At 62.8% G+C, this 21,394-nt stretch carries 15 protein-coding genes; 9 read left to right on the top strand and 6 right to left on the bottom strand.

The genetic code is table 11. From position 1 onward, the window contains the following. The first annotated feature begins 73 nt into the window (after nucleotides 1-73). The 6 genes from VGD45_RS21695 to VGD45_RS21670 all read left to right on the top strand — a co-directional run bounded on the left by VGD45_RS21695 (nucleotide 74) and on the right by VGD45_RS21670 (nucleotide 5,524). Nucleotides 74-544, top strand: a complete 471-nt coding sequence (locus tag VGD45_RS21695) for an Lrp/AsnC family transcriptional regulator (RefSeq protein ID WP_331157442.1) — start codon at nucleotides 74-76, stop codon at nucleotides 542-544. A gap of 273 nt (nucleotides 545-817) precedes the next feature. Next, a complete protein-coding gene (locus VGD45_RS21690; protein WP_331157441.1) occupies nucleotides 818-1,246 on the top strand; it encodes a CHRD domain-containing protein in 429 nt (142 codons plus the stop codon). Nucleotides 1,247-1,304: 58 nt separating this feature from the next. Next, a complete protein-coding gene (locus VGD45_RS21685; RefSeq protein ID WP_331157440.1) occupies nucleotides 1,305-2,615 on the top strand; it encodes a cytochrome c in 1,311 nt (436 codons plus the stop codon). A 110-nt stretch (nucleotides 2,616-2,725) separates the two neighbouring features. Then, nucleotides 2,726-4,759, top strand: a complete 2,034-nt coding sequence (locus tag VGD45_RS21680) for a carbon starvation CstA family protein (RefSeq protein ID WP_331157439.1) — start codon at nucleotides 2,726-2,728, stop codon at nucleotides 4,757-4,759. Then, nucleotides 4,756-4,971 (top strand): hypothetical protein, encoded by a 216-nt coding sequence (locus VGD45_RS21675; RefSeq protein ID WP_331157438.1) that lies wholly within the window; start codon nucleotides 4,756-4,758, stop codon nucleotides 4,969-4,971. Before VGD45_RS21680 ends, VGD45_RS21675 begins: the two co-directional genes overlap by 4 nt. Before the next feature lie 16 nt (nucleotides 4,972-4,987). Next, entirely contained in the window at nucleotides 4,988-5,524 is a 537-nt protein-coding gene (locus VGD45_RS21670) for a hypothetical protein (RefSeq protein WP_331157437.1), read from the top strand. Nucleotides 5,525-5,527: 3 nt separating this feature from the next. Here the strand turns inward: VGD45_RS21670 and VGD45_RS21665 are convergent, their stop codons facing one another. Next, nucleotides 5,528-6,787, bottom strand: a complete 1,260-nt coding sequence (locus tag VGD45_RS21665; RefSeq protein ID WP_331157436.1) for a DUF418 domain-containing protein — start codon at nucleotides 6,785-6,787, stop codon at nucleotides 5,528-5,530. After that, entirely contained in the window at nucleotides 6,784-7,962 is a 1,179-nt protein-coding gene (locus VGD45_RS21660) for an alpha/beta hydrolase (protein WP_331157435.1), read from the bottom strand. Before VGD45_RS21660 ends, VGD45_RS21665 begins: the two co-directional genes overlap by 4 nt. A gap of 184 nt (nucleotides 7,963-8,146) precedes the next feature. On the opposite strand from VGD45_RS21660, the gene VGD45_RS21655 reads away from it, so the two are divergent. Further along, on the top strand, nucleotides 8,147-8,500 hold the full coding sequence (locus tag VGD45_RS21655) for a DUF6152 family protein (protein ID WP_331157434.1): 354 nt from the start codon (nucleotides 8,147-8,149) through the stop codon (nucleotides 8,498-8,500). Nucleotides 8,501-8,511: 11 nt separating this feature from the next. On the opposite strand, the gene VGD45_RS21650 is transcribed toward VGD45_RS21655, so the two are convergent. Continuing rightward, nucleotides 8,512-9,072, bottom strand: coding sequence for a hypothetical protein (locus VGD45_RS21650; protein WP_331157433.1), 561 nt, complete (start codon nucleotides 9,070-9,072; stop codon nucleotides 8,512-8,514). Nucleotides 9,073-9,392: 320 nt separating this feature from the next. Here VGD45_RS21650 and VGD45_RS21645 point away from each other — a divergent pair, with 320 nt between their 5' ends. Both VGD45_RS21645 and VGD45_RS21640 read left to right on the top strand, forming a co-directional pair. Beyond that, nucleotides 9,393-10,964, top strand: a complete 1,572-nt coding sequence (locus VGD45_RS21645; RefSeq protein WP_331157432.1) for a M48 family metalloprotease — start codon at nucleotides 9,393-9,395, stop codon at nucleotides 10,962-10,964. Nucleotides 10,965-10,970: 6 nt separating this feature from the next. Next, nucleotides 10,971-12,230: a phospholipase D-like domain-containing protein gene (locus VGD45_RS21640; protein WP_331157431.1), complete on the top strand. Its 1,260-nt coding sequence runs from the start codon at nucleotides 10,971-10,973 to the stop codon at nucleotides 12,228-12,230. Here the strand turns inward: VGD45_RS21640 and VGD45_RS21635 are convergent. From VGD45_RS21635 to VGD45_RS21625, 3 genes are all read right to left on the bottom strand, one after another. Next, entirely contained in the window at nucleotides 12,227-12,880 is a 654-nt protein-coding gene (locus VGD45_RS21635) for a hypothetical protein (RefSeq protein ID WP_331157430.1), read from the bottom strand. The two genes, VGD45_RS21640 and VGD45_RS21635, sit on opposite strands and share 4 nt — an antisense overlap. Nucleotides 12,881-12,892: 12 nt before the next feature. Continuing rightward, on the bottom strand, nucleotides 12,893-14,551 hold the full coding sequence (locus VGD45_RS21630) for a response regulator (RefSeq protein WP_331157429.1): 1,659 nt from the start codon (nucleotides 14,549-14,551) through the stop codon (nucleotides 12,893-12,895). A 67-nt stretch (nucleotides 14,552-14,618) separates the two neighbouring features. Then, on the bottom strand, nucleotides 14,619-20,831 hold the full coding sequence (locus tag VGD45_RS21625) for a HAMP domain-containing protein (RefSeq protein ID WP_414717597.1): 6,213 nt from the start codon (nucleotides 20,829-20,831) through the stop codon (nucleotides 14,619-14,621). Nucleotides 20,832-21,394: the final 563 nt, after the last annotated feature.

The raw sequence follows: 21,394 nt of genomic DNA, 5'->3' as shown, positions 1-21,394 counted from the left end.
CCTAAGACATGCCTTGATGACGGGAATGCCCGACCAGCACACACACGGGCTCCGATCGCACTCGAGAGGGGGAATGATGGAAGGTCTGGACAAGATCGATTTGAAAATTCTGCGCGCGCTTCAGGAGGATGCGTCGCACTCGGCCGCCGAAATCGCCGATTCGGTGGGCCTGTCGCAATCGCCCTGCTACCGGCGCATCCAGCGCCTGAAGGAAGAGGGCTACATCACCAGGATCGTGGCCATGCTCGACCGGCGCAAACTGAACCTGCTCACCCAGCTGTTCGTGCAGGTGAAAGTCATTCGCAACGACCAGCAGAGCCTGCAGGAATTCACCGATTACATTCGCAGCTTCCCGGAAGTGCTCGAATGTCACGTGATCCTCGGCGCCTACGATTTCCTGCTGCGGGTGGTGGTGCGTGACATGGAGGCTTACGAAAAATTCTATTTCGGCAAGCTGTCCACGGTGCCCAACATCCGCGAGGTGAATTCGTTCGTGGCCGCGTGGGAAGTGAAGTCGACGACCTCGCTGCCGCTGAAGATCTGAGCGCGCATGCGGGCCGGCGCGGGTAAATAGTCCGGGAAAAGTCACGCCTTTTGCCGGACGTGTCGAAAGGGCCTCGGCCGCTTTCGACCAGAGAAAGTAGTTGTTGCGCATACATCATGCGCAACACGCGAATGCCAGGCGCATTTCCGCGAAGTTCCTGCCGGAGCGCAGGAGTAGGCTTTTGTAGTAACGAACCGCCTCGCACGATGACGAAGCGGTCACACAAACGCCCGCGAGGGCTCACGAGAGCAGTCATCTGCTCGAGGGGGATGTATGGCTAAGAATCGAGCTTCGAAACTTTTCGGCAGCACGTTGCTTGCGATGAGCGTCTTCGCGGTGAGCCTGACTGCGAGCGCTGAAGATGTGAAAGTGACATTGAGCGGCGATCAGGAAGTGCCGGCAGTCACGACGACAGCCAAAGGCGAGGGCACCATCACCATCGCCAAAGATAAGACGGTGACTGGCAAAGTGACCACCACGGGCGTCGAAGGCATCGCGGCCCACATTCACCTGGCCGAACCCGGTAAGAACGGTCCGCCGATCATCACGCTCACCAAGTCCGACGGCAACACCTGGACTACGCCCGCCGGGGCCAAGCTCACCGACGAACAGTATCAAGCGTTCCAGGCGGGCCATCTGTATGTGAACGTGCACAGCGCGAAAAACAAAGGCGGCGAGATCCGCGGTCAGCTGAAACCGTAAGCAACTCGTAACAAGGGGACGAGAACAATCACGGGACGCATCGCCAGCTGCACAGAAAATGATGAACTGCAAAATCGAGGGCGGCCGACGCGTACGCGTCGCCGCCACCTGGGTCACGCTCGGGCTCACGTTTGGAGCCGCACTCATTGCCACGCTGTCGGTTGCCGACTCCAGCAAGGCCGACAGCTCTCTGCCAAGCCACGGCGATCAAGCCAAGTCGCTGGTGGAGCGCGGCCGATATCTGGCACGCGCCGGTAATTGCGTCAGTTGTCACACGGCTCCGGACGGCCCCGCTTTTGCGGGCGGTCTCGCGTTCGAGACGCCGTTCGGAAAGTTATATTCCACCAATATCACGCCCGATCCCGAAACCGGCATCGGCAAGTGGACCGAGGAGCAGTTCGCTCGCGCGGTGCGCGAAGGCGTGCGGCCCGACGGCGCGCATTTGTATCCTGCGTTTCCATATACGGCGTACACCAAGCTTAGCGACGAGGACGTGTCGGCGCTGTTCGCCTATTTGAAAATCATCAAGCCGGTGAACTTCACGCCGCCGGAAAACGACATGAGCTTCCCGGCCAATCAGCGCTGGGCGCTCGGAATCTGGAAGGCGCTGTTCTTCGATGAAGGCCGCTTCGAAGCCGATAACAAGCAGACGCCGGAGTGGAATCGCGGCGCGTATCTCGTGGAAGGATTGGGTCATTGCTCGGCCTGTCACTCGCCGCGCAATTTCATGGGCGCGGAAAAATCCAGCATGGCGATGACCGGTGGCGAGTACACCGACAAAGTGCCGACCGGCGAAATTCGCCTGTGGTCCGCGCCGAATCTCACCGATGTTCCGAATGGCCTGGGCTCGTGGCCCGCCGAAGAGGTGGCGGCTTATCTGAAGACCGGTCGCAATGTCTTCAGCGAGACCCATGGACCGATGAACGAAGTGATCCTCAACAGCACGCGGCACCTGAGCGACGCCGACGTGAAGGCGATGGCCGTGTATTTGAAGAGCCTGCCCGGCAACAAGGGCGACATCGGCAAGCCCGCGAGCGCGCAGGTGCTGAAGGACGGCGAGACGCTCTACAACGTCAACTGCGGCACCTGCCATCAGCCCGATGGTAAAGGCGCTCTGAGCGGCGATGCCGGCGCCAAACTGGTCGGCAATCCCATGGTGCAGGCGAGCAATCCCGCCTCGCTGATCAACGTGATTCTGTATGGACCGCACCTCGCGAAACTGTCGGGTCCGAAACGCTGGAAGGACATGCCCGACTTCGGCAGCAAGCTGGCCGATGAAGAGATCGCCGCCATCGCAAGCTACGTGCGCAACGCATGGGGCAACGTCGGCGGCGCGGTGAGCGAAGAACAGGTGGCCAGGCAGCGTTGAGCCGAGAACGCTACCAGTCCGGCAAAAGTCGCGCCTTTTGCCGGACGTGTCGAAAGGGCCTCGGCCGCTTTCGACCAGAGAAGTAGTCAACGCGCGCGGGCGGGGGTTGAATGAATAAATTGCTTTGGGTGCTGGTCGCCGCGGTCGGCGCGTTCGCCATCGGCGGACTCGCCGTGCATCGTGGCGAGTCCATCAATGCGATGTGGATCATCGTCGCGGCCGGCTGTGTTTACGCCATCGGCTATCGTCTCTACAGCGCATGGGTCGCGGCGAAGGTGCTCGCGCTGGATGCGACTCGCGCCACACCGGCGGTGCGCATCGACGACGGTCGCGACTTCGTGCCGACCAACAAATGGATCGTGTTCGGCCATCACTTCGCCGCCATCGCCGGCCCGGGCCCGCTGATCGGCCCGACGCTGGCCGCGCAATTCGGTTATTTGCCGGGAACGTTGTGGATTCTCGTCGGCGCGGTGCTGGGCGGCTGTGTGCAGGACATGACGGTGTTGTTCCTGTCGACCCGCCGCAACGGACGCAGCCTCGGGCAGATGGCGCGCGATGAGCTTGGTCCGATCGGTGGTTACGCGGCCATGCTCGGCACGCTGGTGATCATGGTGATTCTGATCGCGGTGCTCGGGCTCGTCGTCGTCAACGCCATGCGCCACAGCCCGTGGGGAACGTCGACGGTGTTCGCGACGATTCCGATCGCACTGCTGATCGGCATCTACATGCGAGACATTCGTCCCGGCCGCGTGCTCGAAGCGTCAGTATTGGGCGTCGTGTTACTGCTGCTCGCGGTGGTGGGCGGCGGCTGGGTCGACAGCCATCCGGGATTGCGGGCGTTCTTCGATCTCGACGCGATCACGCTGGCCTGGTTCGTAATCGGCTACGGCTTCATAGCCGCCGTGCTGCCAGTGTGGTTACTGTTGGCGCCTCGCGACTATTTGTCGACGTTTCTCAAGCTCGGTACGGTGCTGCTGCTCGCCATCTCGGTGATCGTGATGCGACCGGATATTCACATGCCGGCATTGACGCGCTTCATCGACGGCACCGGCCCCATTTTCGGCGGCAACCTGTTTCCGTTCGTGTTCATCACCATCGCGTGCGGCGCCATCTCGGGCTTTCACGCGCTGGTGTCCAGCGGCACCACGCCCAAGCTCATCGGCAATGAAGCCGATGTGCGCATGATCGGCTATGGCAGCATGATGCTCGAGTCGGCGGTCGCCATCATGGCGATGATCGCGGCCACGCTGCTCGATCCGGGCGTGTTCTTCGCCATCAACAGCGGGCCCGGCGCGGTCGGCGCCACGCCGGAAGCGGCGGTCGCGACCATCGCCAGCTGGGGCTTCCCGGTGACGGTCGAGCAGATGCATGCGCTCGCGGTGGAGATGGGCGAGAGCTCGCTGTTCGCGCGCACCGGTGGCGCACCGTCGCTCGCGGTCGGCATGGCCAGCATTTTCTCGTCCGCGTTCGGCCAGAGCATGATGGCGCTGTGGTACCACTTCGCGATTATGTTCGAAGCGGTCTTCATCCTGACGACGCTGGATGCCGGCACGCGCGTGGGCCGCTTCATGCTCCAGGATGCGCTGAGCCACGTGTGGCCCAAGATGGGGCAGACCTCGTGGTACCCCTCGGTGCTTGTCTCCAGCGGCCTGATTGTGGCGGGCTGGGGCTATTTCCTGTATATCGGTGTTATCGATCCCAATGGCGGCATCAACATCCTGTGGCCGCTGTTCGGGATCTCAAATCAACTGCTGGCCGGCATCGCCCTGTGTATCTGCACGGGCATTCTGGTCAAGCAGGGTAAAGTGCGATATTCGTGGGTGACGGGCGTGCCGCTGGCATGGCTCACGCTCGTGACCACGACGGCGACCTGGGAAAAGGTCGTCTCCGACGATGTGCGTATCGGCTTCCTGGCCGCGGCCGATCAGATCGCATCGAAACTGGCTGCTGGCAGTCTGACCCCCGAACAGGCGGCAGTCGCGCCACAGTTGATCTTCAACCAACGGCTCGATGCCGTGCTTGCGATCGTGCTGACGCTGATTCTCTGGATCGTGATCGCCGATACCGCGCGCGTGTGCATGCGAGTCGTGCAAGGCTTGCCTGTGCCTCCCAGCTCGGAGGCGCCGGCACGAGGAGCGGCATGATCTATTCGGTTCGCAAATCCTTTCCGACCAACACCTGGTCTACCGAGGACATCCGGCAGCTGCGGCAACTGGCCGTGGCGGGTGCATCGCTGGACACGATTGCACTGACTTTGCGCAGGACGCGATCCGCGATTAGAAACAAAGCGACGATGCATGGCATTTCGCTCAAGCGCTGCGGCGACAGTATGCCCTCGGAAGCGGTGAGCGCATGACCTCGGGCTCATGTAGATGAAACGGACACTCCGCGCGGCGACAGCTGTCGCGATCGTGTCCAGTGCGATGCTCTCTGCCGCTCACGCGGCGGAGAGCTCGCTCGAAATCGACGCATGTGAGTTGCTGACGCCGACCGAGATCAGCGCAGCGATCGGACTCCCCGTCGACCAAGGCCGCCGTAAGGACGAGGGCATGTCACGCGACGGTCAGTACTCATCCTCCTGTATCTGGATGATCGAGCCCGGTAAGCCGGGCCGACGATTCGTGATTCTCAACGCCCAGCAGTGGCCCGCGGGTCGGGACCTTGCGAAGAAGTTCCTGCAGGCGTTTCACGAGTCGGCGGATAAAGGGATCATCGCGTCCAAGCCGTCGCCGCGAAAGTTCGGCGATGAGGCGTTGTGGTGGGGCGATGGGCTCGCCGTCCGCCGAGGCGATGTGAGCTTCGGCATTTCGGTGTTCATGCCACGGCCGGATGTCGCTCGCACCAGCGCCATGGAAGAAAAGCTCGCGCCGCACGTGCTGCGGCGGCTGGATAAGAAAAGCGCTGTTTGATCCTCACGCCACGGGCGTGGATCGGGCCGGCTTGGCCAACGGCTGAGCGCGGCCGCGCGTCAGCGAGCGCCACAACCATTCCAGCGGTCCATACGCGTGACGCTCCAGCCAGGGCTTGGACCAGCCCAACAGCACCGCCCAGATCAGCGGCACGATCAGATAACACTGCCAGCGTTCGAGATGACCGTACAGGCCCAAGCCGTAGCCGTGGAACAGCAACACGCAGATGATGCTGGTTGCGATGTAGTTGGAGAACGCCATCCGTCCCACGGCGATCAGTCGATTCGCGAGCCAGCGCGCCGCGCCGGATTGCATGAACAGCACGATGAGCGATGCGTGAGACAGCACCAGCCAGGGCCGTAGCAGTGACAGATGGATCGCTTCGGTGAGGTGCAATGTAATCGGAGAGAAACGATCGGCATCGTTCCACAGAATCAGCGGCAGATGCAGCGGCACGCAAATGAGCAAGCCCCACAGCGCGATGCGCCGATACGTCGCCGTGGACCACGCCCCGGAAAAGAAGCCCAATCGAAACAGCGCCATTCCGAACGCGATCAGCGCGAGCGTGTCGGTCATGGCCAGCGGATGAGCTTCAGTCAGAATGTACATGGTGATCGGCGCGCGCGCCTTGAACGCATCCATGTAACTGCCGCGATAACCGTCGAGCTGCGTCTGCGGTGGAGGAAATGTCATCGCCTCCTGAGTGGATTGCCACTCTTGCCGGACGCTCGCGGGCGCATCGGGTGCGCTTGCGGCCGCTTCGAGCCCGCGCAGCGATGAATAAGACCAGCCCGCCAGCGATAACTTTACGATCAATAACAACACGCCGGTGACGATCAGGCTGCGCACCGACCAGCGCCACGCGATGAACGCGATTGCGCCCGCTACCGCATACAGCACGAGGATGTCGCCGTACCAGATGAACCAGACGTGGATCATGCCGAAGACGAGCAGCCAGAACATGCGCGCGTAATGGATGCGGGCCGGGCTCTCGCCGGACTTGAGTGCGCGCTCGGCGATCAGCACCGTGCTGGCGCCAAACATCATCGTGAACAGCCCGCGCATCTTGCCGTCGAACAATGCGTAGTTGATGGCCCAGGTGGCGAAGTTCACTCCGTCCGCGCCGCCGTAATAGTACGGGTCGTAGTACGCATAGCCGGGCATGGCCAGGTCCACGATGTTCATCAGCAGAATGCCTAGGACCGCGGCCCCGCGAATCGCGTCGAGCGTATTGATGCGCTCGGAGGAGGCGGCGACGCTCACTCGCCTTGCCTCGTGCGAGCTTGCTGACGAAGCACGGCAACCCGACTGCGAACCGCCGTGCCAAACAGTCTCGCCGTATCGATCGATGCGCGCTCAGCGTCGGGCACCACCGCGGACCACTGTAAAAATCCGTGCGCGAGCGTGGGATAGTTGAGATAGGTTGCGGGCACACCGGCTTTCAGCAAACGTTCGCTGAGTCGTCGCGAGGAATCGCGCAGCATGTCGAATCCAGCCGAGACCGCGATGGTCGCGGGCATGCCGGTGAAGCTCGCTGCGTTCAGTTCCTGCGTGGCCTTCTGCAGTAAATCGCCGGGAAAGACGGTGGCGATCATAAAGGCGCGGAATGTATCGTCGAGACCGTAGCCCTTCTCGAACAATCGATACGATTCGTCGCCCTCGGCGAAGTCGCTGGAAGTGTAATAGAGCAGCTGATATGCGGGCGTAGGGCGCTTCGCCACGATCTGTCGCAGTGAGATATTGAGCGAGATATGGCCGCCCGCGCTGTCGCCGCCCACGGCCACCATGTCGGGCTCGCTGCCCAGTTGCCTGGCGTTGGCTCGCGCCCAGAGAAACGCATCCTCGCCATCGTCGTTCGATGCCGGCCAGAGATGTTCCGGCGCCAGCCGATACTCGACCGAGATCACGATGGCCTGCGCCTCATTGGCCATCAGCCGGGCGAAGCGATCGGTGGCTTCGATGCCGCTGTAGAGCCAGCCGCCGCCATGGAAGTACACCAGCAATGGCAAGGGATCCTCGCCTTCGACTTTGGGTGTGTAGATACGGATGGGGATGGAGCCACCGCGCCCGTCGATCTTCCGATCCTCGACTTTACGCATCGGCGCGGTGACTTTGGTGAACAGCGCCCACTCGCGCGTCAGACGCTCACGCGTGACGACGCGCGCTTGCGGATCGAGGAACGTATTGAGTCCGCGCTCCACTTGCTCGGGCGTCCGGCGGCGACGCTCTTCGAAGTAATACTGCAGCTTGGGATCGAGCCGTTGCCCGTCGATGACCTCGCGAGGTCCGCTGAGGGCCTTTAGAAACCAGGCTTCCGGCCGCGACATCAGTTCCAGACGTCGCTGCTCCTCGGGCGTGGGCTGGAAGTCATCTTCAGGCCGCGCGGCGCCGGTGAGCGCAGCGATAGCCAGGACGACGATGGCTAGTCGTTCGATCATTCTTATAGCCCCGCGATAGACCAGCCCACGGCTGGCGACTTCTTTTTATCGGATCGGCGCGTGGGCGGGAGTTGATTAAAGCGGTCGGCTTGGTGCCGCGCCGGCACCACTGGCTGGCGCGGAACGCTCCGAGGGGTAAGATCGAGCGGTCCACCTTTCAGTTTGGATGCGTCCAGGAGGAACCATGTATCGCTTACGCACGGTGATGATTGCAGCCGCGGGCGCGGTGGCGCTCGCAGGGACGGCTCTGGCTCACCACGGCTGGAGCGGCTACGAATCGGAGATTCAGAAGCTGTCGGGCGTGATCGAGCAATCCAGCTATGCCAATCCACACGGCTCGATTCAGTTGAAGACCGCCGATAAAACGTGGGAAGTCGTGCTCGCGCCGCCTTCGCGCATGAACAATCGCGGACTCACCGAAGAGATGCTCAAGGTCGGCACGACAGCGACCGTCGAAGGTTACAAGAGCACCAGCGACGAAGAAGAAATGCGCGCCGAGCGCATCACCGTTGCAGGCAAAACCGTCGAGCTGCGTTAGCTGCCGATGTCCTAAGCGCGCACCAGCGTTCCGCCCGCGGCCTGCCATTCGTTTTGCAGATAGGCGGTGTCCGCGTCGGAACGTGCCTGAACGCCTATCAGCACGCCGCCTTGGCGGATGTGTGTTTCATATTCCTCGACGCGCGCCTTGGGAATGCCCCAGTTGGTGAGCAGGCCCACCAATCCACCCGCCACACCGACTGCGGCGCCGGCCGCGAGCGCGACGGCGATGGGGCCTGCGAATATCACACCGGGAATCAAAGCGGCGGTGCCGATGGCGGCGAGCGCGGTGCCGATAGTCGCGACCGTGCCGCCCGCGGGACCGCCGACCTTATCGGCCGCGGGTTGTTTGGAAGGTTGTTTCTTTTCGGTGCTCTCGGCGGCTTTGTCCGCCAGCTCGCTTTCGACCTGATCCACATTGAAATGGCGGCGGCGGGTGTCCTCCGACAGCACCAAGTTGATGTCGTCACGACTGTAGCCACGTGACAGCGCCGCCGCGTAGGCGCGTTCGACGCCGGCCGCGTCTTTGAACAAGGCCGTCACCATCGCTGCATTGCCAATCGAAGGTGCCATCGTGATTCCCCCGTGGAGATGTTCGCTGCGTGATCGCTCCTGGCGCGGTCACCCAGGGAAACGCCATGCCGCCAGGATCGTTCCGCGCCCCAGTCTGAGGTTCGCGGCGCGAGAGCTGTTGCCAGTCTTTATTTGTCTGAGTTAGAAAGTCGGCCTCAGACAGCTGAAGTTCTACGACGAGCCGGTCGACGCCGAGCTGATCGCGCAGTTCTATGCGGAAGGTAGCGGTTGAGGCACAGGGCTGGAACCAAATCGCCACCATCGCTCTTGAACCAGGAGGGCCGTAGAATCTTCCAAATCCACTGACACGGGTCACGCCCATGCGTATCGCGAAGCTGCTGTGCTTACCGGTTCTGGCATTTTTGCTGAGCGCGTGCGGCGTCAACCCGGTCACGGGAAAAAAGGAAATCCAGTTCATCTCCGAGGCCCAGGAGATCAAGATCGGCGAGCAGAACTACGCGCCGACCCAGCAGAGCGAGGGCGGCGATTTCGACGTGGTGCCCGACCTCAGCGCCTATGTGAACGAAGTGGGGCAGAAACTGGCCGCGGTCGCGGACCGGCCGCTGCCCTACGAGTTCGTGGTGCTGAACAATCCGGTGCCGAACGCCTGGGCGCTGCCGGGCGGCAAGATCGCGATCAACGTCGGGCTGCTGTCGGAGCTGAAGAACGAGGCGGAGCTCGCTGCGGTGCTGGGCCATGAAATCGTCCATGCGGCCGCAAGACACGGCGCCAAGGCACAAGAGCGCGGCACCATCATGCAAGTCGGTCTGGCAGCGGCGCAGATCGGTGCGGCGATCAGCGATGTCGATGCGACCGTCGCGAATCTCGCACTCTCAGGCGCCGGCGTGGGCGCACAGCTGATCCAGCAGAAGTACGGTCGCGATCAGGAGCTGGAGAGCGATGAGTACGGCATGAAGTACATGAAGGCGGCGGGTTACGACCCGCAAGGCGCTATCACCTTGCAGGAAACATTCGTGCGCCTGTCGCAGCAGGAAGGCGCGAAGGCGCGCGGCTGGCTGGAAGGATTGTTTGCTTCGCATCCGCCTTCCGAAGAGCGCGTCGCCAAAAACAAGGAAACCGCTGCGCGGCTCGGCGCGGGCGGCGATCTCGGCAAGGATCGCTACGAGGCGCGATTGCAGCCGTTCCGCAAGATCGAGCCGGCCTATGACAAGTTCGAGGAAGCGATGGTGGCGGCTCGGAAGAAGGAGTACTCCAAGGCCCAGTCACTGGTGCAGGAGGCCATCAAGATCGAGCCGCGCGAAGGGCGCTTCCATGAGTTCCTCGGAGAAATGCAGCTCGCGGAAAAGAAACCAGAGCAGGCCATCGCGCACTACCAAAAAGCCATCGATCTCAATCCCGACTACTTCGGCTCCTATCTCGGCGCGGGCGTGGCGCAGTACCAGACCGGCAACAAGGCGCGGGCCGAAGAATGGCTGACCAAGAGCATGGAGATGCTCCCCACGGCGCCAGCGGCTTATTTCTTGGGAACGATTGCGCGGGATCGCGGCGATCGCAACAAGGCTATGGAATATTTCCGTGCTGCCTCATCGTCGCAGAGTCAGATCGGACAGCGCGCGGCGGCCGAGTTCGTGCGCATGGACCTGCCGCAGAATCCTGGCAACTACGTGGCCACGCAAGGGCAGATCGACGCACAAGGCCGAGTCGTGGTCGTGATTCAGAACCGCTCGCCGGCGCCGCTGGTCGGCATTCAAGTGACGCCGGTGCTCGTCGACGGCGCAGGACGAATCGCGCAGCAAGGCTCGCCGGTCGTATTCCGGTCAGTCGTTCAACCGGGTCAGCAAGCTGCCGCGCAGACGGGTATCGGCAGCATTGCTCAGGCGCAGCTGCCTTATCTGAAATTCCGCGTGGACGGCGCGAAGGTGGCCGAGTAACGCCGCGTGTGGAACGGTCTGCTGGCGTTTCTGGCCGGCGCGCTGCTGGCCACTGCTTATTTCCTGCTGAAGAACCGCCGCAACACGCCGTATCTGCATCTCGATCTGGATGCCTTGCCCGCCCTCGGCGAGGATCTGCAAACGCTGGCCGGTCTCACCGGCGGCGTGGTGAGTGAGGGCAACGCCTGTCAGATTCTGCAGGATGGCGCGTTGTATCCGGCGATGGAGGCGGACATCGAAGCCGCACGGCATTGCATCCATCTGGAATCGTTCGTCTGGACCGCCGGCGTGTTGGAGCGTCGCTTCGTCGATCTGTTGTGTCGCAAAGCGCGGGAAGGCGTGAAGGTACGCCTGCTGATCGATGCGATGGGCAGCTCCGGCAGCGACGACAAGAATCTGGAGCGCGTGGCGGCGGCCGGCGTGCAATTGTCCATCTACTGCAAGCCGCACTGGTGGAATCTGCGGCGCTTCAATCACCGTACGCATCGCAAGCTGCTGATCGTCGATGGCCTCATTGGCTACACCTTCGGGCATGGCATCGCGGATCAGTGGCTGGGTCGCGGCGAGGACGAGAAACATTGGCGTGACACGGCCGTGCGCGTCGAAGGCCCGGCGGTGCAGGCACTGCAGTCGGTGTTCATGGAGAACTGGATCGAGGAGAGCCATTGCGTGCCGGCGGGCGAGGGCTGTTTTCCGAAGCTCGATGCCAAGGGAAACTGTGAGGCTCACGTCGTCAGCAGCGCGTCGGGCGACGCCGTTTCTTCCGTTGCGTTGCTCTACACCGTCGCAATCGCGTGCGCGCGGCGCGAGGTCATCATTCAAAACCCATACTTCGCGCCCGACGATGGCGTTTGCGATCTGCTGGCGATGATGGTGAAGCGCGGCGTCGCGGTTCACCTCATGCTTCCCGGCGCGCATACCGATAGTCCCTTCGTACGGCGCGCGGGATGTCACCTATATGGGCAACTGCTCGAAGGCGGCGTCCGGTTGTATGAGTTCGCGCCCACGCTGCTTCACCAGAAGATCGTCATCGTCGACGAGATCTGGTCGCACATCGGCTCGACCAACTTCGATGCCCGCTCGCTGTCGCTGAACGAGGAGGTGGGCATCGGGATTCGCGACGAGAAAATCGCGCGAGAGCTGAAGGCGGCTTATGAGAACGACTTACGACGCAGCCGGGAATTGACGTTGGAAGCCTGGCGGCGACGGCCATGGCGCAGCCGTGCCTTCGATTGGATCGCGTACCAGGTACACGATCAGCTCTAGGGCGATCGGGAACCCGCCAGTTCCACGCGCACTTCGTGCCCGCCACTCGCACCTGTCTTGCTCTCGATTCGGCCGGAGAGGTCGGTGACGATGCGCTGGACGGCTTCGTTGACGAATGAGGGCGGCCGGGGCTGCGTGCGCGTGTCGATGATTTCGAAGTGAGCGCGGCCGTCGCCGGTTCGGCCCGAGATGCGGATTTCACCGCCGTTGGGCTGCGCGTCGATGCTCTCGGTCAGCAGCGCAAGACCGATCAATCGCAGTCTCTCGATGGGCGCCGTGACTTTCAGGTCTTCGTTGAAGTCCTGGCGAACGCGCACGTTGTTGCGAGCGGCGTCGTTGGTCAGGAACTTGGCGAGCTCCATCAGCAGCTCCCGCAGGTTGACCGCCGTGGGTGGCTGCGGTTCGGGAGCGATGCTGTCCATCACGCGTTCCAGGCCGCGCTCGTGATTCGTGATGGCCTGCTGTACGAACGTGGTCAACTGATCGAGCGGAACCGCGAGCGGTTTGGTAGCGCGCGCGGCGCGAGTCAGCGCATCGACACCGCCGAAGATGCCCTGCAGTCCATTGCGCAAGTCATGCGCATAAGCCCGTCGGCAGCGACGGTTGATGTATGCGCGAAGTGCGTCCTCGAGCAGGGCGGTGTCGTTCACGGTGTTTTGCAGCTAGGAACGGGCAATCGTTTCGGCGTTCAGGCGCTGCGCTTTTTCCAGAATATCTTCCAGAACCGGCAGACCGATGGGTTTGCGGAAGTGCAGATCGAAGCCGGCCTTGTTGGCGCGTTGCAGGTCTTCGCTCTGGCCCCAGCCGCTCACGGCGACGAGGAACAGTTGCGCGCCCCACGGCTCGCTGCGAATCCGGCGCGCCACTTCGTAGCCATCGAGAATGGGCATGCCGATGTCCAGAAGCGCGACGTCAGGACGCCAGGCGCTCACTGCCTGCAACGTTTCTGAGCCGTCGGATGCCTTGCGCACTTCATGGCCGCAGAGCTCTAGCAGCAAAGCGAGGCTTTCGAGCGCGTCGGCATTGTCATCGGCGACCAGCACGCGCAACGCTTGCGCCGGCGCCGCGGCTATCGGCGGCTCTTGCACGATGGCGACGGGAGCGACGCCCGAGGCCAACGGCAGGCGCACGGTGAATTCGCTGCCGCGATTGGGTCCGGGACTGGTCGCAGTTACGGTGCCCCCATGCAGCTCGACGAGCTGACGGACGAGCGCGAGCCCGATGCCAAGACCGCTGGGCAATTGACCCGAGTCCTCGTGCACGCGAGAGAACAGGTTGAACAGCTTCGGCAGCGCCTCGGAAGTGAGACCGATGCCCGAGTCCTTCACCGAGAACACGGCGTGCGAACCTTCGACGTGGGCCCGCAGCAGAATGGTGCCGCTGGTCTGCATGTATTTCGCGGCGTTGTTCAGCAAGTTGCTCAGGATCTGCACCAGCCGCGTCGGATCTCCTTCGACGGTCTCGCCGTCCGCGGAGCTGTCGATTTGGAGCTCGTGTTGATGGGCGGAGATGATGGGTTGGGCGGCTTCGACCGAGCGATCCAGGATGGTCCGCATCGTGAGCAGCTCTTTGTTGAGCTTGATGGTGCCTCGGGAGATGCGTGAGACATCCAGCAGGTCGTCGACCAATCGGCTCAGGTGCGTGGTCTGACGATCGATCAACTCGCGGGCCCAGCGCAATTGCGGGTGGTCCAGCTGCATGAGCGACATCACATCCACGGCCGCGCGAATGGGGGCGAGGGGATTGCGCAGCTCGTGAGCCAGGATGGCGATGAACTCGTCCTTATGACGATCGGCGTCGCGCAGGGCCGCGTTCGCCTGTTCGAGATTGCGATTGACGCGCTCGAGCTCGCGAGCCTTTTCATTCTGAAGCGTGGCGTTGGCTTCGGCGAGGCTGCGGTTCAGGCGTTGCAGCTCGCGGCGCTGGACGTACAGCTCCACCAGCACCGAGACCTTGCTGCGCAGGATCTCGGGCACGATGGGAATGGAGACGTAGTCCACGGCGCCCAGACGATAGCCCTTCAGTGCGTCGAACTCGGAGTCGTGCACACCGGTGACGAAGATGATGGGAATGCTTTCGAAGCGCGGATGATCGTGGATCATGGCCGCGGTCTCGAAACCGTCCATGCCCGGCATGCTCACATCGAGGAGGATGACCGCGAAGTCATCCTCCAGCAGGCGCTGCAGGGCCTCCTCGCCGGAGCGGGCGCTGATCAGGTTTTGCCCTAGGTCCGCCAGCACGGACTCGTAGGAGAGCAAGCGGCTCGGCTGGTCGTCGACCAGCAGAATATTGACTCGCTCGTTTAAGGGTGCGGCATTCACGATATCAGCTGCGATTTCAGGTTCGGCAAGGTCAGGTAGTTCACTGGGCCTCTGGCGGATTCATCGCCTAAGGCTGCAGCCACATTCTTACCAGAGACAGCAACTGCGCTGTATCGACGGGTTTCGCAACATAGTCGGAAGCTCCCGCTTCTAAGCACTTTTCCCGGTCACCCTTCATGGCCTTGGCGGTCAAAGCGATGATAGGCAGCAACCGGAACTTGGCGTTGCCGCGGATCCGGCGCATGGTTTCGTAACCGTCCATCTCCGGCATCATCACGTCCATCAGCACCAGCGACAGGTCCTCGGTGGATTCCACCAACTTGATCGCGTCCATGCCGTTGCTGGCGTTGATGACGTGCATGCCGCGCCGTTCGAGCACGCTGTTCAAGGCGAAGATGTTGCGGACGTCGTCGTCCACCACCAGCACCTTGCGGCCGTGCAGGGGCTCGTCGCCCTCGTGCAGCGCTTCGATCATCTTCTGTTTGGACGCCGGCAGATTGGTGACCACCCGGTGCAGGAACAGCGCGGTCTCATCCAGCAGCCGTTCCGGCGAGCGCACGCCCTTGAGCACGATGCTCTTGGCCTTGGTGCGCAGCTCCTGCTCTTCGGCCTGCGACAGGTCGCGGCCGGTGAACACCACGATAGGTGTATCACGCAGATTCGGATCGGCCTGGATCTCGGTCAACAGCTCGAAGCCGGATACATCGGGCAGACGCAGGTCCAGCACCACGCAGTCGAACTGCTTGGTGCGCATGGCCTGCAACGCTTCCTTGCCGCTGCCGACCGCGGTGATGGTCACGTCGTCGAAGCCGATGAGCTCGGCGATGCTGAGCTGCTCGGCCGGATCGTCTTCCACCACCAGCAGGTCGCGCACGTTGGCGGCCGCAAAGTTACGGATTCTCTGCAGCGCCGCCGCGAGCTCGTCGGTGGTGGCGGGTTTGTTCATGAAGCCGTAGGCGCCGCGCTCCAGGCTGTATTGGCGCTCTTCCTCGACGGTGAGGATCTGCACCGGAATATGCCGGGTGGCCGGGTTCTGTTTGAGCTGATTCAACACCGTCCAGCCGAGCATGTCGGGCAGGAACACGTCGAGCGAAATCGCGGTCGGGCGATACTTGCGGGCGAGCGCCAGGCCGTCCGCGCCAGTCTTCGCGACCAGCACCTTGAAGCCATTGTCGCGCGCCAGGTTCAGCAGCACCTTGCCGTAGTGCGGATCGTCTTCGACGATCAGCAGCACGCGGTCGTCGGCCTGCAGATCGTTGCGATCGTCCACCAGCTCCTCGGCCCGCAACGGCAGCGCCAGCGGCTGGAAGGGCTGGCTTTGCGAGCTGGCGGCGCCAGGCAGATTCTTCGCCTGTCGATACGCCGAACCCACATAGGCCAACGGCAGATAGAGCGTGAACGTGCTGCCCTGGCCGGGCACGCTGACCAGGCGCAGCTCGCCGCCCAGCAGGTGCGCCAGCTCGCGACTGATGGCAAGGCCCAGGCCCGTGCCGCCGTACTTACGGGACGTACCCGCGTCGGCTTGTTGGAAGGCCTCGAAAATGATTTTTTGTTTCTCGGACGCGATGCCGATGCCGGTGTCAGTCACCGAGAAGGCAACGACCGCGGCGACCTGGTTCAGCACCGGATGATCGGAGCTCCAGCCGGACTCGGCCAGGCGCACGCGCAATGTCACGCTGCCTTGCGCAGTGAACTTGAACGCGTTCGACAGCAGGTTCTTCAACACCTGCAGCAGTCGCTTCGGATCGGTCGAGATCTGCCGGCCCAGCGCCGGATCGAAGTCGGTGGTGAACTGCAGCGTGCGCGCCTCGGCTTCGTGACGGAAATTGCGCTCGATGGTCTCGCGCAGATGCGAGAACAACAGATCTTCCGATTCGACGGTGACCGTGCCGGACTCGATCTTCGACAAGTCCAGGATGTCGCTGATCAGGTTTAGCAGGTCGGTGCCGGCGCCGTGAATGGTCTTGGCGAATTCGATCTGGCGCGGCGAGAGGTTCTGATCGGCGTTCTCGGCCAGCTGCTGACCCAGGATCAGAATACTGTTGAGCGGCGTGCGCAGCTCGTGCGACATGTTCGCGAGGAACTCGGACTTATAACGCGACGTGAGCGCAAGCTCCGTGGCCTTTTCTTCGAGCGCGCGGCGCGCGAGCTCGATTTCCTCGTTCTTGCGTTCAACTTCCGCGTTTTGTTCGGCGAGCAGCATGGCCTTGTTGGCCAGCTCTTCGTTGGTTTGCTGCAGCTCTTTCTGCTGGGTCTGCAATTCGCCCGCGAGCTCCTGCGACTGTTTCAACAAGCCTTCGGTACGCATCGTGGCTTCGATGGTGTTGAGCACGACGCCGATACTGCCGGCGAGCTGTTCGAGGAACGCCAGCTGCGACGCTGTGTATTCGTGTAACGAGGCCAGCTCGATCACCGCCTTCGCCTGGCCTTCGTACAGAATGGGCAGGGCGATGACGTTGCGAGCACGCGCGGCCAACAAGCCGCTGCGGACGTGGATGGAGTCGATGGGCACGTTCTCGAGCAGAATGCGGCGACCGTCGGCGGCCGCTTGCCCGACCAAGCCTTCACGCAACGCGTACTGACGACGTTCGCCGCGATTGGCGTCGGCGTAGGTAGCGAATTCCTTGAGCACCTTCTGACCGCCATCCAGCTCGGCGATGTACAGGATGGCCTGTTGCGCGCCGACCAGCGGCGCGAGCTCGGCCAGCAGGATTTCGCCCATGGTCACGAGGTCACGCTGACCTTGCATCATGCGGCTGAACTTGGCGAGGTTGGTCTTCAGCCAGTCCTGCTCGGTATTGCGCTCGGTGGTTTCGCGCAAGTTGCCGATCATTGCGTTGATGTTGTCCTTGAGCTCGGACACCTCGCCGCGCGCATCGACCTGAATGGAGCGGGTGAGGTCGCCCTTGGTCACGGCGGTGGCCACTTCGGCGATGGCGCGCACCTGCGTCGTGAGATTCGCGGCGAGCAGGTTCACGTTCGCGGTCAAATCTCTCCACGTACCGGCGGCGCCGGGCACGTTGGCCTGACCGCCGAGTCGGCCTTCCACGCCCACTTCGCGGGCCACGCTCGTCACCTGGTCGGCAAAGGTGGCGAGTGTGGTCGTCATGCTGTTGATGGTTTCGGCGAGGGCCGCGACTTCACCCTTCGATTCGACGGTGAGGCGCTGACGCAAGTCGCCGTTGGCCACGGCCGTCACCACCTTCACGATGCCGCGCACCTGGTTGGTGAGGTTGTTCGCCATCGTGTTGACGTTGTCAGTGAGGTCCTTCCAGGTGCCGGCGACGCCGGGCACCGCGGCCTGACCGCCGAGCTTGCCTTCGGTACCGACTTCACGCGCCACGCGCGTCACTTCGGCGGCGAACGAGTTGAGCTGGTCCACCATCGTGTTGATGGTTTCTTTCAGCTGCAGGATTTCGCCTTTCACGTCCACCGTGATCTTGCGTGACAAGTCGCCGCGCGCGATGGCGGTCGACACTTCGGCGATGTTTCTCACCTGGCCCGTGAGGTTCGAGGCCATGGAGTTCACGTTGTCCGTGAGGTCCTTCCAGGTGCCGGCGACGCCCGGCACGATGGCCTGACCGCCGAGCTTGCCTTCGGTACCGACTTCACGCGCCACGCGCGTCACTTCGGCCGCGAAGCCGTTGAGCTGGTCCACCATCGTGTTGATGGTTTCCTTCAGCTGCAGAATTTCGCCGCGCACGTCCACCGTGATCTTGCGAGACAAGTCGCCTCGCGCGATAGCCGTGGCCACCTCGGCGATGTTTCGCACCTGGCCGGTGAGGTTCGAGGCCATCGAGTTCACGTTGTCGGTGAGGTCTTTCCACACACCCGACACGTCTTTCACTTCGGCCTGACCGCCGAGTTTGCCCTCGGTACCCACTTCACGCGCCACGCGTGTCACTTCGGCCGCGAAACCGTTCAGCTGGTCCACCATCGTGTTGATGGTTTCCTTCAGCTGCAGAATCTCGCCTTTCACGTCGGCCGTGATCTTGCGGGACAAGTCGCCGTTGGCGATGGCCGTGGCCACCTCGGCGATGTTTCGCACCTGACCGGTCAAGTTGCCGGCCATGGAGTTCACGTTATCGGTGAGATCCTTCCACACGCCGCTGATGCCTTTCACTTCGGCCTGGCCGCCGAGCTTGCCTTCGGTGCCCACTTCGCGGGCCACGCGCGTCACCTCGGCGGAGAAGCCGTTGAGCTGGTCGACCATCGTGTTGATGGTTTCTTTCAGCTGCAGGATTTCGCCACGCACGTCCACGGTGATCTTGCGCGACAAGTCACCTCGCGCGATGGCGGTGGACACCTCGGCGATGTTTCTAACCTGGCCGGTCAGGTTGGAGGCCATGGAGTTCACGTTGTCCGTGAGGTCCTTCCACGTGCCGCCGGCGCCGGGCACGTACGCTTGACCGCCGAGTTTGCCTTCGGAGCCCACCTCACGCGCCACGCGCGTCACTTCCGAGGCGAAGGAGCGGAGCTGGTCCACCATCGTGTTGATGGTTTCTTTGAGCTGCAGGATTTCGCCACGCACGTCCACGGTGATCTTGCGCGACAAGTCGCCGCTGGCGATGGCGGTGGCCACGTCGGCGATGTTTCGGACCTGGCCGGTGAGGTTGGAGGCCATCGAATTCACGTTGTCCGTGAGGTCTTTCCACACACCCGACACATCTTTCACTTCGGCCTGGCCACCGAGCTTGCCCTCGGTGCCCACTTCACGCGCCACGCGCGTCACTTCGGCGGCGAAGCCGTTCAGCTGGTCGACCATCGTGTTGATGGTTTCCTTCAGCTGCAGGATTTCGCCTTTCACGTCCACCGTGATCTTGCGCGACAAGTCGCCGCGCGCCACGGCGGTGGTCACTTCGGCAATGTTACGGACCTGACCGGTGAGGTTGGTGGCCATGGCGTTGACCGAGTCGGTCAAATCTTTCCACGTGCCCGCGACGCCCGGCACCATCGCCTGGCCGCCGAGCTTGCCTTCGGAGCCCACCTCGCGCGCCACGCGAGTCACTTCAGAGGCGAACGAGCGCAGCTGATCCACCATCGTGTTGATGGCTTCCTTCAGCTGCAGAATCTCGCCGCGCACGTCCACCGTGATCTTGCGTGACAAGTCGCCGTTCGCCACGGCGATGGTCACCTCGGAAATATTTCTAACCTGGCCGGTCAGGTTACCGGCCATGGAGTTCACGTTGTCGGTGAGGTCTTTCCACACGCCGCTGATGCCGGGCACGATGGCCTGGCCACCGAGCTTGCCCTCGGTGCCCACCTCGCGAGCCACGCGGGTCACTTCGGCGGAGAAGCCGTTGAGCTGGTCGACCATCGTGTTGATGGTTTCCTTCAGCTGCAGAATCTCGCCCTTCACGTCGACGGTGATCTTGCGGGACAAGTCGCCGCGCGCCACGGCGGTGGTCACTTCGGCGATGTTACGAACCTGTCCCGTGAGGTTCTTGGCCATGGCATTGACCGAGTCGGTCAAGTCTTTCCAGGTGCCTGCCACGCCCGGCACGATGGCCTGGCCGCCGAGCTCGCCTTCGGAGCCCACCTCGCGCGCCACGCGCGTCACTTCGGAGGCGAAGGAGCGGAGCTGATCCACCATCGTGTTGATGGCTTCCTTCAGCTGCAGAATTTCGCCGCGCACGTCCACCGTGATCTTGCGGGACAAGTCGCCGTTCGCCACGGCGATGGTCACTTCGGAGATGTTTCGGACCTGGCCGGTGAGGTTGGAGGCCATGGAGTTGACCGAGTCGGTCAAGTCCTTCCACGTGCCTGCGACGCCCGGCACGGTGGCCTGGCCGCCGAGCTTGCCTTCGGTACCCACTTCGCGCGCCACGCGCGTCACTTCGGCGGCGAAGCCGTTCAACTGGTCCACCATCGTGTTGATGGTTTCTTTCAACTGCAGAATTTCGCCTTTCACGTCCACCGTGATCTTGCGGGACAGGTCGCCTCGCGCCACCGCGGTCGTCACTTCGGCGATGTTTCGCACCTGGCCGGTGAGGTTCGCGGCCATCGAGTTCACCGAGTCGGTGAGGTCTTTCCAGGTGCCGGCGACGCCGGGCACCACGGCCTGGCCGCCGAGCTTGCCTTCGGAGCCCACTTCACGCGCCACGCGCGTCACTTCGGAGGCGAAGGAGCGGAGCTGGTCCACCATCGTGTTGATGGCTTCCTTCAGCTGTTGAATTTCGCCGCGGACGTTGGCGGTGATCTTGCGGGACAAGTCGCCGCTTGCGATGGCCGTGGCCACCTCGGCGATGTTTCGAACCTGGCCGGTGAGGTTACCGGCCATGGAATTCACATTATCGGTGAGGTCCTTCCAGGTGCCGGCGGCGCCGGGCACCGAAGCCTGGCCACCGAGCTTGCCTTCCGTGCCGACCTCGCGGGCCACGCGCGTCACTTCGGACGTGAACAGGCCCATCTGCTCGATCATCGTGTTAACAATGGTCGCCGATCGTAGGAATTCGCCTTTCAATGGGCGCCCGTCGACTTCGAGCCGCACGGTCTGCGACAGGTCGCCCTTGGCGACGGCCGTGATGGTCCGGGTCACTTCAGTGGTCGGCCAGAGCAGGTCGTCGATGAGCGTGTTGAACGAGCCTTCCATGTCGCCCCAGGCCCCGGCGCGGCGATCGATGGCAACGCGATGACGGGTCTTGCCTTCCTTGCCCACCAGCTGGCCGGCGCGTGACATTTCCTGCGCCAGGCGCTCATTGGACGAGATGATCTCGTTCAAGGTCTCGGCGATCTTGCCTTCGATGCCTTCGTAGTCGCCCGATATGCGCACCGAGAAATCGCCATCGCGCACCGCCTGCAGGGTGAGCAACAGGTTCTTTAGATCGAAGGGCAGCGGCGCTC

Source organism: Steroidobacter sp. (assembly GCF_036402275.1).
In the GTDB taxonomy this organism is placed as follows: Bacteria; Pseudomonadota; Gammaproteobacteria; order Steroidobacterales; family Steroidobacteraceae; genus Steroidobacter.
Note: the sequence above shows the minus strand (reverse complement) of the source record. Positions and strands in the feature narration are given on the sequence as shown.

Bases quoted from the DNA above. Each gene is read 5' to 3' on its own strand.
- VGD45_RS21680 (WP_331157439.1), top strand. From the start codon at position 2,726: ATGAATAAATTGCTTTGGGTGCTGGTCGCCGCGGTCGGCGCGTTCGCC.
- VGD45_RS21690 (WP_331157441.1), top strand. From the start codon at position 818: ATGGCTAAGAATCGAGCTTCGAAACTTTTCGGCAGCACGTTGCTTGCG.
- VGD45_RS21685 (WP_331157440.1), top strand. From the start codon at position 1,305: ATGATGAACTGCAAAATCGAGGGCGGCCGACGCGTACGCGTCGCCGCC.
- VGD45_RS21660 (WP_331157435.1), bottom strand. From the start codon at position 7,962: ATGATCGAACGACTAGCCATCGTCGTCCTGGCTATCGCTGCGCTCACC.
- VGD45_RS21645 (WP_331157432.1), top strand. From the start codon at position 9,393: ATGCGTATCGCGAAGCTGCTGTGCTTACCGGTTCTGGCATTTTTGCTG.
- VGD45_RS21655 (WP_331157434.1), top strand. From the start codon at position 8,147: ATGTATCGCTTACGCACGGTGATGATTGCAGCCGCGGGCGCGGTGGCG.
- VGD45_RS21675 (WP_331157438.1), top strand. From the start codon at position 4,756: ATGATCTATTCGGTTCGCAAATCCTTTCCGACCAACACCTGGTCTACC.
- VGD45_RS21650 (WP_331157433.1), bottom strand. From the start codon at position 9,072: ATGGCACCTTCGATTGGCAATGCAGCGATGGTGACGGCCTTGTTCAAA.
- VGD45_RS21625 (WP_414717597.1), bottom strand. From the start codon at position 20,831: ATGGCCGGTAACCTCACCGGCCAGGTTCGAAACATCGCCGAGGTGGCC.
- VGD45_RS21670 (WP_331157437.1), top strand. From the start codon at position 4,988: ATGAAACGGACACTCCGCGCGGCGACAGCTGTCGCGATCGTGTCCAGT.
- VGD45_RS21695 (WP_331157442.1), top strand. From the start codon at position 74: ATGATGGAAGGTCTGGACAAGATCGATTTGAAAATTCTGCGCGCGCTT.